The 15,490-nt window shown below is 75.3% G+C and carries 16 protein-coding genes; 11 read left to right on the top strand and 5 right to left on the bottom strand.

Annotation, left to right across the window (positions count from 1 at the left end; genetic code table 11):
- Positions 1-129 precede the first annotated feature (129 nt).
- The gene (locus tag AC069X_RS05085; RefSeq protein WP_478725247.1) at positions 130-1,050 is read right to left on the bottom strand and encodes an ADP-ribosylglycohydrolase family protein; all 921 of its coding nucleotides are present in this window, start codon (positions 1,048-1,050) and stop codon (positions 130-132) included.
- Positions 1,051-1,289: 239 nt separating this feature from the next.
- Between AC069X_RS05085 and AC069X_RS05080 the strand changes: the two genes are divergently transcribed.
- The gene (locus AC069X_RS05080; protein ID WP_478725246.1) at positions 1,290-1,919 is read left to right on the top strand and encodes a GOLPH3/VPS74 family protein; all 630 of its coding nucleotides are present in this window, start codon (positions 1,290-1,292) and stop codon (positions 1,917-1,919) included.
- A 59-nt stretch (positions 1,920-1,978) separates the two neighbouring features.
- Here the strand turns inward: AC069X_RS05080 and AC069X_RS05075 are convergent, their stop codons facing one another.
- Positions 1,979-2,575, bottom strand: a complete 597-nt coding sequence (locus AC069X_RS05075; RefSeq protein ID WP_478725244.1) for a TetR/AcrR family transcriptional regulator — start codon at positions 2,573-2,575, stop codon at positions 1,979-1,981.
- Between the two features lie 91 nt (positions 2,576-2,666).
- Here AC069X_RS05075 and AC069X_RS05070 point away from each other — a divergent pair, with 91 nt between their 5' ends.
- The 3 genes from AC069X_RS05070 to AC069X_RS05060 all read left to right on the top strand — a co-directional run bounded on the left by AC069X_RS05070 (position 2,667) and on the right by AC069X_RS05060 (position 6,103).
- Positions 2,667-3,626 carry an NAD(P)H-binding protein gene (locus AC069X_RS05070; RefSeq protein WP_478725242.1) on the top strand — a complete coding sequence of 320 codons (960 nt, stop codon included), beginning with the start codon at positions 2,667-2,669 and terminating at the stop codon, positions 3,624-3,626.
- Positions 3,627-3,688: 62 nt separating this feature from the next.
- Positions 3,689-4,084, top strand: a complete 396-nt coding sequence (locus AC069X_RS05065; protein ID WP_478725240.1) for a hypothetical protein — start codon at positions 3,689-3,691, stop codon at positions 4,082-4,084.
- 450 nt (positions 4,085-4,534) lie between these two features.
- Positions 4,535-6,103: an AMP-binding protein gene (locus AC069X_RS05060; protein WP_478725238.1), complete on the top strand. Its 1,569-nt coding sequence runs from the start codon at positions 4,535-4,537 to the stop codon at positions 6,101-6,103.
- Positions 6,104-6,248: 145 nt separating this feature from the next.
- On the opposite strand, the gene AC069X_RS05055 is transcribed toward AC069X_RS05060, so the two are convergent.
- Positions 6,249-7,034 (bottom strand): TIGR04222 domain-containing membrane protein, encoded by a 786-nt coding sequence (locus AC069X_RS05055; protein ID WP_478725236.1) that lies wholly within the window; start codon positions 7,032-7,034, stop codon positions 6,249-6,251.
- A gap of 127 nt (positions 7,035-7,161) precedes the next feature.
- Between AC069X_RS05055 and AC069X_RS05050 the strand changes: the two genes are divergently transcribed.
- Positions 7,162-8,196, top strand: coding sequence for a helix-turn-helix transcriptional regulator (locus AC069X_RS05050; RefSeq protein ID WP_478725234.1), 1,035 nt, complete (start codon positions 7,162-7,164; stop codon positions 8,194-8,196).
- Here the strand turns inward: AC069X_RS05050 and AC069X_RS05045 are convergent.
- Complete coding sequence (locus AC069X_RS05045; protein WP_478725232.1) at positions 8,187-9,158, bottom strand: SDR family oxidoreductase; 972 nt, start codon at positions 9,156-9,158, stop codon at positions 8,187-8,189. The two genes, AC069X_RS05050 and AC069X_RS05045, sit on opposite strands and share 10 nt — an antisense overlap.
- A 127-nt stretch (positions 9,159-9,285) precedes the next feature.
- On the opposite strand from AC069X_RS05045, the gene AC069X_RS05040 reads away from it, so the two are divergent.
- Together AC069X_RS05040 and AC069X_RS05035 are read left to right on the top strand one after the other, a co-directional pair.
- A complete protein-coding gene (locus AC069X_RS05040) occupies positions 9,286-10,854 on the top strand; it encodes a serine/threonine-protein kinase (protein ID WP_478725230.1) in 1,569 nt (522 codons plus the stop codon).
- Positions 10,851-12,452, top strand: coding sequence for a serine/threonine-protein kinase (locus AC069X_RS05035; protein WP_478725228.1), 1,602 nt, complete (start codon positions 10,851-10,853; stop codon positions 12,450-12,452). The genes AC069X_RS05040 and AC069X_RS05035 overlap by 4 nt, the downstream gene beginning before the upstream one ends.
- A gap of 24 nt (positions 12,453-12,476) precedes the next feature.
- On the opposite strand, the gene AC069X_RS05030 is transcribed toward AC069X_RS05035, so the two are convergent.
- Positions 12,477-13,091 (bottom strand): TetR/AcrR family transcriptional regulator, encoded by a 615-nt coding sequence (locus tag AC069X_RS05030; RefSeq protein ID WP_478725227.1) that lies wholly within the window; start codon positions 13,089-13,091, stop codon positions 12,477-12,479.
- A gap of 141 nt (positions 13,092-13,232) precedes the next feature.
- Here AC069X_RS05030 and AC069X_RS05025 point away from each other — a divergent pair, with 141 nt between their 5' ends.
- From AC069X_RS05025 to AC069X_RS05010, 4 genes are all read left to right on the top strand, one after another.
- Complete coding sequence (locus tag AC069X_RS05025) at positions 13,233-14,213, top strand: oxidoreductase (protein ID WP_478725225.1); 981 nt, start codon at positions 13,233-13,235, stop codon at positions 14,211-14,213.
- Between the two features lie 93 nt (positions 14,214-14,306).
- A complete protein-coding gene (locus tag AC069X_RS05020; protein ID WP_478725223.1) occupies positions 14,307-14,798 on the top strand; it encodes a DUF2975 domain-containing protein in 492 nt (163 codons plus the stop codon).
- Complete coding sequence (locus tag AC069X_RS05015; protein ID WP_478725221.1) at positions 14,798-15,019, top strand: helix-turn-helix domain-containing protein; 222 nt, start codon at positions 14,798-14,800, stop codon at positions 15,017-15,019. Before AC069X_RS05020 ends, AC069X_RS05015 begins: the two co-directional genes overlap by 1 nt.
- Before the next feature lie 177 nt (positions 15,020-15,196).
- Complete coding sequence (locus AC069X_RS05010; protein WP_478725219.1) at positions 15,197-15,454, top strand: hypothetical protein; 258 nt, start codon at positions 15,197-15,199, stop codon at positions 15,452-15,454.
- Positions 15,455-15,490: the final 36 nt, after the last annotated feature.

Below are 15,490 nucleotides of genomic sequence, written 5' to 3'. Positions count from 1 at the left end.
ATCCGGGCCAGGTGGTCACGGCCTTCGCGGTGCGCCCGCCGGCGATCCCAGCTCGGCCCGCAAGCCTTCCCCGAAGGGCAGTCGTGACCACACGCGGCCATCCTGCCACGCCGCCGTACGGCCGTACGGCTATTGCGGCCGGTCCCGTCCCGGCGGGGGCAGTGGTTCGCGGGCCGCGTGCCAGGCGGGCGGGAGGGCGGCGGTGCCCGTGCGGGCGGCGATCACTCCGCCCGCGATGGCGCAGGTGGTGTCGATGTCGCCGCGGCCGGCGACGGTGGTCCACAGGCCGTCGTGCAGGTCGTCGAGGTGTCCCGCCGCGCACCAGAGCGCGTAGGGGACGGTGTCGGGCCCCGACATCCGGTAGCCGGAGCCCAGCACTTCCGCGGCGTGCCGGACCGAGGTGCGGGCCGGCATGCGGGACGCGATCCGTATGCCCGACCGGACGTCGCCTTCCGGCAGCCGTGAGGCGACCGCCCGGAGGAACTCCGCGGGAGCCGGCGCGGGTCCGCCCCGGCTGCGTGCCGCTAGGGCCGCGGCGAGGGCCACCGCCACCGCCCCGGCGGCCGCCTCCGGGTGGTGGTGGGACACCGCGCTCTGGAGGGCGGCCTGTTCGGCGACGGCGTCCAGGTCGGCGGCGTGCCAGGCGCCGAGCGGGGCGACGCGCATCGCCGCTCCGTTGCCCCAGGAGCCCTGGCCGCCGAACTGCCCGGCCACCACCTCCCGCCAGGGCTCGCCCGCGCCGATCCGGCGGAGCACGTCGTGCATCGAGGCTCCGTAGCCGCGGTGCGTGTCGTCGGCGTATGCGGCGGCGAGGCGCAGGGCGAGGCGGTCCTGGTCGACCGTGCCGCCGCCGTCGGAGAGTTCCCGGACGAGCACGAGCGCCTGCGCGGTGTCGTCGCTCCACCGCCACAGGGGCTCGGGCGGCAGGATCCTCGCCTCAAGGGCCTCGGGGCCTTCGCGGCGCAGGATGCCGAACCAGCGGTCCCCGAAGGCATCGCCGAAGGCGAGCCCGGACAGTGAATCCAGCGCTGCGTCAGGCACGTTGATCATCGGGCCAGTGTCGCAAAGCGGGGCCGCCCCGGCACCCCGGTTTCGGTACGGCGTGGACGAGGAAGGGCTCCGGCGGAGCCCGGTTCGTCCGGGGACGCGTCCGGAGCGGCCGGGCCGTCGTGGAACCGGACCGTGCGTGCGGTACGCGCACCCTCGCCGCCCGGGCTTTGTAAGCTGGCTCCCGAGCGCCCGATGCGCTCGGGTACGGGCACACGGCGACGGCGCGGGACGGCGGGCTCATGACGACTGCACGGGATCTGCTGATCGTCGTACTGGATGGCGGCACCGAACGCGCGGCCGAACAGGGCGATCTGTCGCTCGCCCTCGCGGGCGCCGAGCTGGTCGACCTCCTCGGGGCCGGGGCCGGGGCCGGGGCCGGGGCCGTCCGGTTGGACGGTGACCGGATCGTGCCGGGCGACGGACCGCTTCCCGCGGACCGGCTGCTGGCCGAGGCGGCCGCGACGCTGGTGCGCGACGCCCCGTACGAGTCGCTCGGCGACTGGCTGTGGCGCCGGGGCAGCGGCCTGGCCAAGGCCTACCGGGCCGCGCTGGAGGGGGAGGGGCAGCTCGTGAGGGAGGCCCGCCGCGGACTCTTCGCACGCGCGGGCGAGCCGATGCCGGCCGATACGCCGGCCTGCCGCCGGGCCATGGACCGCCGGGCCGCGGACGAACCCGTCCTCGCGGCCCTCGTGGAAGCCGCCGGGATCCGCGGTGAGCGGACCGGCGAAGCCCCGGACGTGACCGACGACGAGGTCGCGGCCGTGCTGGCCGCCGTCAACGACGCGGTGGTGGAACTCGCCTCCGAACGGCAGCGGCGTGCCGTCGACGAAGCCGCGTTCGACAACATCTGGCGGGGTGCGGGCGGCTGACCCGCCGCCTCCCGCCGACCCGCCGTCTCCCGCCGCCCCGGCGGCCACCGCCGCTCCGCCTACCGCGCCGCCACCACCCTGGCGGCGTACTCCGCCAGTTGGGCCCGCAGCCGCTCGCGCGGTACGCCCTCCCCGCCGGCCAGCCGCTCGACGAGGTCGGCGCGGGTGGCGGCCAGCAGGGCGTGGGCGGTGAAGCCGGGTTCGGTCAGGCCGGGGACCTCGTCCAGCACGGACCGGAGCAGGCCGTGCCACATGTCGTAGTGCCCGGCCTGGTACGGGGTGCCGCTGCTCCCTGACTCCTCCAGGGCCAGGGCCAGGACGCGGTTGTCGAGTTTGAAGCACAGGATCGCGTCGAGCAGGGCGGGTACGCGGTCCTGCGGGGGAGCGGCGGGCCCGAGGGGCGGGGGGCCGGCCTCCGCCGCCGCGCGCACCGGTTCGAGCCGGGCCTCGTACAGCGCCCGGAGGAGGCCGGCGCGGTCGCCGAAGGCCCGGAAGAGGGTGCCCTTGCCGACTCCCGCAGCCGCCGCGATGTCGGCCATCGTGAGGTCCTCGGGGCTTTCGGAGCGGGCGAACAGGGCGTCGGCGGCCTCCAGTACGGCCTGCCGGTTGCGGGCCGCGTCCTTGCGGGTCCTGCGTTCGGGCTCGGGCGGGGTCACGGGTGCCTCCGATTGAAAAGCGGACCAGGGGTCCGTATCGTCCTCGGTGAAGCGGACCCGAGGTCCGCATTCCTTGGAACGGAGGATACCCATGTCCGTACCCGCACGGACCGCCCCGATCGCACCGAACGCCCCGGCGGATCCCGCCGCCGGACCGGGCGCCGGACCGGCCACCGGGCCGGCCGCCGGACCGGGCGCGGCCCCCGCCACCGGCACCACGCTCGTCACCGGCGCCACCGGGACCACCGGCAGCCGCGTCTGCGCGCGCCTGACGGCCGCCGGTCACGCGGTCAGGGCGGCCGGCCGCAAGGCCACCCCGGTGCCGGGCGCCGCGGCGATCGCCTTCGACTGGTACCAGCCCGGCACCCACGCCGCCGCCCTCGACGGTGTCGACCGCGTGTACGTGGTCCCGCCCGTGGGCGATCCCGACCCCGCGGCCGTCGTCCTGCCCTTCCTGCGCCGCGCCCGCGCCGCGGGGGTCCGGCGGGCGGTGCTGCTGAGCGCCTCCTCCGTCCCGGCGGGCGGCCCGGCCGTGGGCCAGGTGCACCAGGCGCTGCCGGGGCTCTTCGACGAGTGGGCCGTGCTGCGGCCGTCCTGGTTCATGCAGAACTTCACGGGCGGCCACATGCACGCCCGGAGCATCCGTACCGACGGCGTCCTCCACACCGCCACCGGGACCGGCCGGGTCGGCTTCGTCGACGCCGAGGACATCGCCGCCGTGGCCGCCCGGGCCCTGACCGGCGTACGCGCTCCCAACACCGACCTCGTGCTCACCGGGCCCGAGACCCTCGGCTACGACGACGTCGCCGCGGTCCTCACCGAGGTCACCGGAAGGACCGTGACCCACCGGCCCCTGCCCCACGGGGAGATGCGCGACCGGCTCGCCGCGCTGATGCCGCAGGAGTTCGCCGCGCTGCTCGCCGACATGGACCGGGCCATCGCCTCGGGGGCCGAGGACCGGGTCACCGACTCCGTCCGGCTCCTCACCGGCCGCCCCGCGCGCCGCTTCCGCGCCGTCATGGAACGGGAGCTCGGCGGCGGCGAGGGATGACCGCCGCTCCGGGGGCCGCCGGACTAGGCTGGAAGTGCAGCGCACCCCGGGAGGCTGCCGCGATGGCCCAGGCCCGTCACCACCGTTTCCACCTCGACCAGGACGGACACTCGATCACCGTCGTGTGGGCCGCTCCGCGTCGCCGGGCCGAGGTGCTGGTGGACGGCAAGGTGGTGGTGTCCGTACCGACGCGGCGCGGGGCGACGACGGAGATGCGGGGCGAGACCACCGGATCCGACGGCACCGCGCGGCCCTTCACCGTCCGCCTCGGCAGTACGGACATCCCCGGCGGGGAACCCCTGTGCGTCCTGGAGGCCGGCGGCGACCTGTACCTGATGCCGTCCGTCCCCCTCACGGCGCGGGAACGCAGACCTGCCGAACCGGCGCCCCTGCCGCGCACCCCCGCCGAGCTCATGGCCCGGTGGTCCGCCCGCCGGCGCGGCAACCGGCCGGGCTGAGCGGACGGGACGCCGTACCGGATCCCTCGCGGCCGGCAAGGGTTCGGCCACCTTCCGCTCCGCCCGTCCCGGAGCGTGCGGCGGGGCCGTCAAGGGTGGCGGCACCGCCGTGGCGTCCGGTCCCGGCACGTCGGCGTCCGGATGTCCGTCGACGGGCAGCGGGAGGAAGCCCGTCGTCTCGGATGAGCGAAAGTCCATGACGGCGACGGCCGTTGACGAGGCCCCCGGTGCCGGGACGGCGCGGCCTCGCCCTCACGCGCGGCGCGTTCCGGAGACGAAGCGCCGCTCGGCCGCGGAAGGACCGGCGTGACCTGGCACTTCGCGAACCAGTGGCCCGTCGGCCGGGCGGCGGCGCGCGGCGTGGCCGGATGTCGGCGTCCGGCTTGGGGGTGTGGATCACCGGCCGATACCCTCCCACTAGTTGCTCAAGTCAACCAATAGGGAATGGGTATGGACCACACCACCGGACGCTTCCACAGCCACGTGGAGGAGCTCCTCGACGCCCTGGAGAAGGAACCCGACCGGGATGCCGTCGTGCACGGGGACCGGCGCGTGAGCGCGGGCGACTTACACGGCCTCGTCCACGGCATGGCCCGCGCGCTGCGCTCCCTCGGGGTCGCTCGCGGCCAGACCGTCACCCTCCTCGCCGGGAACCTGCCCGAGACCCTCGCGGCCCGCTACGCCGCCGGGCTGCTCGGCTGCGCCGTGAACCACCTCTACGCCGGACTCTCGGCCGACGTGCACGCCGCCATCCTCCGGGACGTAGAGACCCGCACCCTGATAGCCGACCCCGCCTCCCGGGAGCGCGCCGCCGGCCTGGCCCGGCGGGTGCCGCTGGACCGCGTACTCGTCCTCGGCGGAGGCGGCGGACGCAGCGGAGGCGGCGGAGGCGCAGAAGGAAGCGCGGACCTGGTGGGACTCGCCGCCGAGGAGTCCGCCGGCGTCCTGGAGGGGCAGGCGCGTCCGCACGACATCTGCACCATCCGCCACACGGGCGGCACCACCGGCCACCCCAAGGCCATCTGCACGACCTTCGAGCAGTGGGCGTCGGCCGGCCCCGACTGGTCCGGGGAAGGGCGGGTACGGGCCCTCGTGTGCACCACCCTCGCGCACGCGGCGGGCCTGATGGCGGACAGCACCCTGCGCCACGGCGGCACCGTGGTCCTGCAGGACGGGTTCGAGCCCGGCGCCGTGCTCGCCGCCGTCGAGCGCGAACGCGTCACCCACATGTTCCTGCTGCCGCCGCTCCTCTACCAGCTGACCGACCACCCCGACGCCGACCGCACCGACACCTCCAGCCTGCGCATGCTCACCTACGGCGGCTGCGCCTCCTCCCCGGCCCGCCTCGCGGCCGCCGTCCGGCGCTTCGGCCCCGTACTGAACCAGTTCTACGGGCAGAACGAAGCGGGCGGCATCAGCGTGCTCTCCCCGCAGGACCACGATCCGCGACGACCCGAGCTGCTGCGGACCGCCGGAAAGGCCATGGAGGGCGTCGAGGTGTCCGTCCGTGACGCCGGCGGACGGCAGTTGCCCGCCGGCGAGCACGGCGAGATCTGCGTCCGCTCCCCCCACGTGATGCAGGGCTACTGGAAGCAGCCCGAACTCACCGCGGAGGTGCTGCGCGACGGCTGGCTGCACACCGGCGACATCGGGTACGTCGACCAGGACGGCTACATCACGATCGTGGACCGGCTGAAGGACATGATCGTGGTGGTGGGGGGCCACGTGTACACGGTGGAGCTGGAGGACGTCCTCAACTCCCATCCGCAGGTCCTGCAGAGCGCGGTGTTCGGGGTCCCCGACGCCAGCCTCGTGGAGCGGGTCCACGCGGTCGTCGTCCGCACCCCGGACGGCGACGTCGGGGCGGAGGAACTGCGGGCCGTGGTCCGGGAGCGCAAGGGCGCCATGTACGAGCCCGCGAGCATCGTCTTCGCCGACGCGCTGCCCCTGACCGACGCGGGCAAGCCGGACAAGAAGCTCCTCCGGAGCCGGGCCGTCACGCCGGTCGCGTCCCCCTGACCGCACGGAGAGCGAGGAGGAAGCCCGGTGAAGGAATTTCTCCTGGTCCTCCGGGTCCGGTACTCGGCGAAACGTCTCACACGGGTACGACACGCCGCCCGGCGCGGCAGCCGGCCACAGCCCGCCTCCCACCGGGCGCGGCCCGTCAGCCCCCGCAGCTCATGAACGCCTCGCCGGAGCCGCCGCCCCGGTCCATCGGCTCCCTCGGGGGGCGGGTCAGCAGCCCGCTCTCCTCGGTGAACCGGGGGAGCTGGGTGCGGAGCGCCGGGGCGCCGAACAGCGCGACGCTCAGCAGCAGGACGTCCGGCCGGCGTTCGGACGCCCGGCGGGCCTCCGCGTGACACCGGCGCAGCCGGGCGAGGTGCGCCGCGCCGCGCAGGGTCCGCCGGGGCCACACCCACAGGGCCACCGCGCCGGCGTCGGCGAGGAGGCCGAGCAGCAGCCACCCCGCCGTCTGCCCGCCCGCGGCGGCCCCGAGGGGAGCGGCGGCGAAGACCGGGAGCAGCAGGCCCCGTACGACCCGCACCCGTCGCCGCGACACCACCAGCCCGGCCCGTTCCAGTTCCGCGGCCACCTCCTGGACGGCGGCCCGCACCCGGTCAAGGCGGTACAGGCGGCGCGGGTGCAGGGAGCCGAACAGCGCGTGGAACTGGGCGCGGGCCACCGCCGAAGAGCCACGCGGCAGGCCGGCCCCGACGGGCCGGACGGTGCGCCGCCGGCCGGCCCCGACGGAACCGGCCAGGTACAGCTCGACCAGCCCGGTCTGCGCCGCACCCGGGCCGCCGCCGCGCAGCAGGCCCGTCTCGACGGGTGTCAGCGGCCGGCCGAGCGGGTCGGGCACCGGCCCCACGCCGGGGCGGAGGCGCAGCACGGCGGCGACGAGCAACAGGAACCACGCGGCTCCGACCGACACCGCGCCGAACTCCACCACGGACCACCCCTCCCGGTTGCCCTCAGACTGGACCCGAACCCGCCTTCTCCGCCAGCCCGTTGCCCGCGTCGGGCCCGCCCGCGGGCCGGGACTGGTGCTGAGGCGCAGGGTCCACGATCCTTGGGCGATGCGCGCTGCCCGCCTGATCCGCATGGCCCTCCTCGTCCAGTCGAACCCCGGTCTGACCGCCGCTTCCCTCGCCCGGGAACTGGAGGTGTCCGAGCGCACGGTGATCCGCGACGCCCAGGCGCTCCAGGAAGCGGGCATCCCCATCCGGTCCGAGCGCGGCCGTGCGGGCGGCTACCACCTGGCACCGGGCCACCGGACCCGGCTCACCACGCTGCACCCCACCGAGGCGGAGACGCTCTACCTCTCCGGGCTGCCCTCGGCCCTGCGCGACCTCGGGCTTTCGGGCGCGGCGGACACGGCCCGGCTGAAGCTGTCGGCCACGCTGCTCCCCTCGGTGCGCGCGGCGGCCGAGTCGTCGGTGGGCCGCTTCCACCTCGACGCGCCGGCCTGGTTCCGCGAGCCGTCGGCACCGGAGCTGCTGCCCGAGCTGGCCCGTGCCGTGTGGTCCGACCGCACGGTCGAGCTCGGCTACGCGCGGCCCGGCCGGGACGGCACGCCGCCGCACACGGTGACCCGGCTGCTGGAGCCGTACGGGCTCGTCCTGAAAGCCGGGGTGTGGTACGTCGTGGGCCGGGTCCCGCAGGAGCGGCCCGGCCGGGCCGGTGCCTGGCGCACCTACCGCGTCGACCGGGTCACGGCCCTGTCCCCGGCTCCCGGCGCGGAGGAACCCTTCGTCCGAGACCCGTCCTTCGACCTGGCCGCGCACTGGCGGGAGCAGGCGGCCGCGTTCGCCCGGGAACTGCTGCGGACGACCGTCACCGTACGCGTCACGGAGCGGGGCCTGCGGCGCCTGCCCGCCGTGGTGGATCCCGCGGGCGTGGGCGAGGCGCTGGCGTCGGCGTCCGCTCCGGACGCGTCGGGGCGCGTCACCCTCGACGTGCCGGCGGAGTCGCAGGACGTCGCCTTCTCCCAGCTGGCCGAGCTGGGCGCGGAGGCGGAGGTACTGGCGCCGCGGGACCTGCGCGCCCGCTTCCGCGAGCACGCGCGGGCCCTTGCCGCCCTGTACGGGGAGGGGGCGGAGGATCAGCGGTAGTCGTCCGCCGATGCTTCCTTCCCGCCGTACCAGACGTCCTCGAAGTACGCCCAGGCGTCCGGGCGGCTGCCGTCCACGTCCCGTACGCCGTAGACCTTGGCGAGGTCCGCGCTGGAGGCGGACTTCCCGTTCCAGCGCGCCGCCCGGTCCGGGTCGGCGGCGAGCGCGGCGACCCCGCGTGCGAGGTAGTACGGCGACTCGGCGATGCCGAAGTGCGGATCCCGGGCGACGGCGTCGCGCCAGTTCTCCTCGGTGACGCCGAAGTGGCCGAGCATCTGCTCCGAGCGCAGGAACCCCGGGGTGACCGCGACGGCCGTGCCCCCGTACTCCGCCAGTTCCTCGCCGAGTCCGAACGCGATCCGGATCGGGGCGTTCTTCGCGAGGTCGTAGTAGAGGTTCTCCCGGTACCGGCGGTTGGACCGCGCCGTGCCGTCGGTGACCTCCACGTGCAGCGGCGCGTCCGAGCGGATCAGGAGCGGGAGGGCGAGTGCCGCGGTGATCACGTGCGAGCGCACCCCCAGCTCCAGGATGCGCAGTCCGTCGGCGAGCGGCGTCTCCCAGCTCTTCTTGCCGAAGACCGAGCCGGCCATCAGGTGCTCGCCGCCCCAGAGGTCGTTGACGAGGACGTCGAGACGTCCCTGTTCGCGGTCGATGCGCTCGACGAGGGCCCGTACCCGGTCCTCGTCCAGATGGTCGGTGGGCACGGCGATGCCGGTGCCGCCGGCGGCCGTCACCAGTTCGGCGGTCTCCTCGATGGTCTCCGTGGTCCGGCCGACCTCGCTGGCCTGCGCGCGGGTGGTGCGGCCGGTGACGTAGACGGTGGCGCCGGCGCGGCCGAGTTCGACGGCGAGGGCGCGTCCGGCGCCCCGGGTGGCCCCGGCGACGAGCGCGATCCGCCCCGTGAGCGGGCGCTGCCGGTCGGGGTGCCGGTCGGGGTGCTGGGTGGTGATGTCGTTGTCCATGGCACTACGGTCCACCCCAAAGGTGACAGTTCCCGTCACCCTTTGTTCCCGGCGTGGCCTGATTTCCCGTGAGCCCCGTCGCATTCGGGACCTGCGTCGGGGCCCGCCTTCGTATGATCCTTTGTCCATGGGGGACACGGGCCCGTTCAGGGTCGTCACAGAGCTGGGCCAAGGCGGCATGGGACGCGTCCTGTTGGGGGTCGCGCCCGACGGGCGGCTCGTCGCCGTCAAACAGGTGCATGCCGAGCTCGCCGAGGACGACGGCTTCCGCGCCCGGTTCCGGCGGGAGGTGGCCGCCTCCCGGAAGGTGTCCGGCGCCTACACCGCCCCCGTCGTCGACGCCGGCCCGGACGCCCCCACGCCCTGGCTGGCTTCGCAGTTCGTGCCCGGCCCCACCCTGGGCGAAGCCGTGGCGGCGGCCGGGCCGCTGCCCGAGGACGCCGTGCGGCGGCTGGCGGCCGGGCTGGCGCACGCCCTGGCCGACGTCCACGCCTCGGGGCTGATCCACCGCGACCTCAAACCGTCCAACGTGCTCCTCGCGGAGGACGGCCCGCGCGTCCTCGACTTCGGCATCGTGCGGGCCGTCGGGGACCAGACGAAGATCACGCACACCGGCGCGCTGATCGGGTCGCCCGCCTTCATGTCCCCCGAGCAGGTCCTCGGGCAGGAACTCACCCCGGCCGCCGACGTGTTCTCCCTCGGTGCCACCCTGGTCATGGCCTGCACGGGCAGCGCCCCCTTCGCGGCGGCCTCCGTGCCCCGGCTGCTGCACGAGTTCCTCCACGCCGAGCCCGACCTGTCCGCCGTACCGCCCGCGCTGCGCGGCGTCATCGGGCCCTGCCTGGCCAAGGACCCGGCCGCCCGCCCGACCCCGCGCGAGCTGCTCGCCGTGGTCGGCGCGATCGCGCCCGCCGCGCGGCCCTGGCCGGAGCCGGTGAACGCGCTGATCGCCGCCCAGCGCGCCGAGATCGCCCGGCTGGTCGCCGCACCGGCCCCGGAACCGGCTCCGCAGCGGCCGGGCGCCGGCCGGGCCGGGGAACCGCGACGCCGCCGGACCCGGCGGACCCGGCTGCTGGTCGCGGCGGGTTCGGCGGCCGCCCTCGTCGCCGCGCTGCTGACGTTCGGACGGCCGGTCGTCGACGAGGTCTACTACGCGGTCGTGCCCGAGGGCGTCCCGACGCCCGGCGCCGTCCCGCTGTCCCAGGTCGCCGACACGTACGCGGGCCCGCTCCCGGGCACCTGCGACGAGGTCCGGGGCAGGGTGGCGGTGCCCGCGGGCTTCGACATCCGGTCGGGCAGCGGCACGGTCTTCGTCGAGGGGACGAACCCGGACGGGATCAAGTACCCGCAGATCTTCTGCGTCTGGCACAGCCGGTCCGGCGACGAGATGTACGTCAAATGGGACCTCTACACGAGCCGGCCCGGCGGCAAGACCGGCGCGGAGCAGTCGAAGCGGAGCTACGAGGGCATGTACATCCGCGGGGGCGTCCGGCGCGACACCGCCCTCGGCTTCGTCGAGGAGGGCATGTGGAAGACGAAGCGGAAGAAGCAGGACGGCTGCGTGCTGTACGCGCGTGACGTGAACCTGGAGCTCTTCTTCTCCCTGAAGGGCCCCAACCACCCGGCGGGCGCCGCCTGCGAGGACACCCTGCGCGGGGTGGCCCGGTCGGCCCCGTCGCTGGTGGCGAAGCGATGAGGCCGCTGCGGGAGTCCGACCCGCTCACCACCGGCCCCTACCGGCTGCTCGCCGAGCTGGGCCGGGGCGGCATGGGCCGCGTACTGCTCGGCGCGGCTCCCGACGGGCGGCTGGCCGCGGTCAAGCAGGTGCACGCCCGCTTCGCCGCCGACGACGCCTTCCGCGCCCGCTTCCGCCGTGAGGTCGCCGCCTCCCGCAAGGTCTCCGGCGCGTACACGGCCGCCGTCATGGACGCCGACGCGGACGCGGAAACCCCCTGGCTGGCCTCAGTGTTCGTGGCCGGGCCCGCGCTGGGCGCGGCGGTCGAGGACTCCGGCCCGCTGCCCGAGGAGACCGTACGGCGCCTCGGGGCCGGGCTGGCGACGGCCCTGACGGAGATCCACCGGGTCGGGCTGGTCCACCGGGACCTGAAGCCGGACAACGTGCTGCTCTCCCGGGACGGTGTCCGCGTCATCGATTTCGGGATCGCGCGGGCGGCCGAGGGCGGGGAGGGCACCGAGCTGACGCGGACCGGCCTGGTCGTCGGCTCGCCCGCGTTCATGTCGCCCGAGCAGGCCGAGGGCAAGGAACTCACCCCGGCCAGCGACGTGTTCTCCCTCGGCTCGGTGCTCGCGCTGGCCGTCACCGGCCGCAGCCCCTTCGCCGGGACCTCCACCCTCCAGACGCTGTTCAACCTGGTGCACGCGGAGCCGGACCTGGCGGCCGTACCGCCGGGGCGGCTGCGGCACGCCGTCGAGTGGTGCCTGGCCAAGGAGCCGTCGGCCCGGCCGGCCGCGGAGCAGGTGCTCCGGCTCCTCGGCCCGGTGGTGGCCGGGGAAGGCGGGGGCTGGCCGCCCGCCGTGCGGCGGATGATCGCGGAGCAGCAGGCGGACATCGGCCGGCTGCTGGCCGACCCGGACCGTACGCTCGCCGAGCGCCGGCCGGAGCCGGTGCCGCCGACGGCCGTCCTGACGCGGGCCGCGCAGCCCGTCGGGGCCGGCGGCCGGGGCCGGGGCCGCCCGCGCAGGCCCGCCGTCCTGGCGGCCGCCGGGGTGCTCGTGGCGGCGGCGCTCGGCGGGGGCGCGTACTGGCTGGCGAACTCCGGCTCCTCCCCGCTGGGCGGCTCCGGCGTGCCGGACGCGTACACGAAGATGCCGGTCTGCGAGGAGGCGGCCGGCACACTGCCGCTGCCGGCCGTGCAGCGGCGGAAGGACAAGGACGTCTACAACGAGAGCACCTTCAGGGCGTCCACGCGGTGCGAGTGGTACGCGGCGCCGTACGAGGTGGAGGGCGGCGGGACGTACCAGCCGCCGGACCCGCACGCGATCGTCGGCTGGGACCTCGAGCGCAGCACCGACACCCGGGGCAACGCGACGGAGCGCCAGCGCGAGGACTTCGGCGGCACCGGCAGCGGCGAGGAACCCGAGACCGGGCTCGGGGCCGGCGACGCCGCGTACTGGTACGGGCCCGGCGGCCAGGACGAGGGCTGCCGGCTTTACGTACGGGACGGCAACCTCGTCGTCCAGGTGATCCTCTCCGGGGACGAGCACCCGCCCGAGCGGTGCCGCGACGAGGCCAGGGAGATCGCCCGCGCGGCCGTGGCGGCCATGCCGGGCTGACCCCCGGCCCGGCCCGTGCGCGGGTCACGGCGCCGGCAGCGCGCGGGCGTGCGCGGCGGCCAGCGCCACCGCCACCGCCCGGTCCGCGGTCGACTCGTCGACGGGCTCACCGGTCAGGACCAGGCGGAAGTAGATCGGCGCGACCAGGGCCTTGACCAGCTCGGCCGGGTCGGTCTCCGCCGGGAGTTCGCCCCGCTCGACGGCTCGGGTGACGACGGGTTCCGCCCGGCGGAAGCGGTCCTCGAAGAGCGCGCGCTTGACCTCCGCGAGCTGCGGCAGGCGCACGGCGTCCGAGAGGACGGTGGCCAGCAGGGCCCTGCCCGTGCTGCCGGTCATGGTGGCGACGAGGGAGCGGGCCAGGGCGCGCAGGTCGCTCTCCACAGCCCCGGTGTCGGGGATCGGGACGTCCGTGGCGAAGTGGCCGGTCAGCGCCTCCACGACCAGACCGTCCGACGTCTTCCAGTTCCGGTAGACCGTCGTCTTGTGCACGCCGGCCCGCCGGGCGACGCCTTCGACCGTCAGCGCGGCGTACCCGGTCTCCGCGAGTTCGGTGATGGTCGCCGCCAGCACGGCGGCACGCATCTTGCCGCCCCGCCCGACGGCGGGGCCACGCCCGGGGGGCGTCCCGGCAGACTGCATTGCAACTCCTAGTTGCGTTATCGGGGATATGTGCGACAGCATCAGGGTATTGCAACTTCCTGTTGCGATGTGGCCCTGCCCTGCCCTGCCCTGCCCTGCCCTGCGCGCGACCACGCCACCCACCCATGGATCGAGATCCCCGTGACCCGTGATCCCGGAACGTCCGCCCCCGCCCCCCGTCCCTCGCCGCGCGGCCGCTGGACGCCGGATTCCATTCCCGGCCAGTCCGGGCGCCTGGCCGTCGTCACCGGCGCCAACAGCGGCATCGGCTACGTCACCGCGCGCGAACTCGCCCGCCGGGGAGCACACGTCGTCCTCGCCTGCCGCAGCCGCGAGCGCGGACAGGACGCCGTGGAACGCCTGCGGGCCGAAGTCCCCGGTGCCCGCGCCGAACTGGGCCTCCTCGACCTCGCCGACCTGCGCTCCGTCCGGCGTTTCGCCGAGGAGTGGCGGCACGACCGCCTGGACCTCTTGGTCAACAACGCCGGCATCGCCATGGTTCCGCTCTCCCGTACCGCCGACGGCTTCGAGTCCCACTTCGGCGTCAACCACCTCGGCGCGTTCGCGCTGACCGGCCTCCTCGTGCCCCGCCTGCTGGCCGCCCCGGACCCGCGCGTGGTCACGGTCAGCAGCGAGGGCCAGCGGTTCGCCCGCTTCGACCTGGACAACCTCGACGCCGAGCGCGGCTACCGGGCCCTGTACGCCTACATCCAGTCCAAGCGGGCCAACCTCTACTTCGCCACGGAACTCCAGCGCAGGGCCGACGGTGCCGGGCTGGGGCTGCGCAGCATGGCCGTCGCCCCCGGGCTCACCCGTTCCAACGTCCTCACCGGCGGCGCCAACGGCACCCGAGGCCGCGCCTACGCGACCCTCGTGCGGCTGCTCCTGCGCAGCGCCTTCCGCCCCACACCGGAGGGCGCCAAGACCTCCCTGTACGCCGCGACCGTCGCCGGCCTGCCCGGCGGGAGCTACGTCGTCCCCGACGGGCCCCTCCAGCTCCGCGGTGAACCCGTCCTGCGCGACGGGGAGCGTGCCATGCGGGACGCCGCCACGGCTCGCCGGCTGTGGACCCTCTCGGAACGCCTCACCGGAGTGGTCTATCCCTGGCCGGTCCGCCCCTGAGGCGTGGAGTCGCCCCGGCTCCTCCGGCTTCCCCTTGCCCTGACCTATCGACTTTCGATAGATTCCCATCGTAAGTCGATGGAAGGGTGGGTCATGGGAAAACTGACGGTGGGTGCGCTCCGCGCCGTGCTCGCGGTGGTGCTGGCGGGCACGGTGTTCGTACAGGTGCTGATGGTGTGGACGTTGGTCAGCGGGAACGACCCGGAGGACGGGTCGCTCCCGCTGACCCCGCTGCGCCTGATCACCGTCCTGGGCATGGTGGCGGCCCAGGTCGCCCTGGTCTGCGTAGGGCGGCTGGTGACGATGGTGCGGCGCGGCACCGTGTTCTCCCACGCCGCCTTCCGGTACGTGGACGGCGTGATCGGCGCCATCGTCGCCGCCGCCCTCCTGTGGTTCGCGGTCACGGCCCTGCACGCCCCGGGCCAGCGGGAGGATCCGGGCGTCACCGTCATCATGGCCGGGATCGGCGTGGCGATCCTCGGGGTCGCGCTCATCGTGCTCGTGCTGCGGATGCTGCTCGCCCAGGCCGTCGCGCGCGACGCCGAGGCGGCGGAGATGCGGGCCGAACTGGACGAGGTGATCTGATGCCCATCGCCGTCGACATCGACGTGATGCTGGCCCGGAGGAAGATGTCCGTGGGCGAGCTCGCGGACCGGGTGGGGATCACGCCCGCCAACCTGGCCGTCCTCAAGAACGGCCGTGCCAAGGCGGTGCGCTTCGCGACGCTCGCGGCGCTGTGCGAGGTGCTCGAATGCCAGCCGGGCGACCTGCTCCGCTGGGAGGCCGGGGACATCCCCGCCGGATGACGTCCCGTGCGGCGTCGCAGGCGTCGCAGGCGTCGCCCGGCGTCGGCCCGGTGAGGTGAACCCTCACGCCGGATGGCCGCGCCGCGGGCGGCAGCGGTGGCGGCCCGCCGCGCCGCCCCCCAGGCTCGTTGACGGTGACAGGGGGCCCGGACGTGGACGAGCGAAGGGCGGGAAACGATGCCGCAGGCCGAAGAGAAGGGCCTCGCCGCGCGTCCGGACGCCGCGGCGGACCGGCGCCGGAGCGCGGCCGGGCGCTTGAGGACCGTACTCACGCGCACCAGCCTGGTGCCCGCGTTCCTGGTGCTCACGGTGATGATGGTGGCCCTGTGGCTCATGGGCATGCCCTTCCTCCAGGCCCTGACGGTCTCCACCGGGGTGAAGGTGGCGGTCGCGCTGCTCGAACTGCGCCGGCTGCCGGATTCCCCGGGAAGCTGATCCCGCGGCGACGCCGCCCTCCGGGTCTGGCCTGAT

The organism is Streptomyces sp. NPDC043896, from assembly GCF_056435605.1.
The sequence above is the reverse complement of the archived record's forward strand: the minus strand, read 5'-3'. Positions and strand labels throughout refer to the sequence as shown.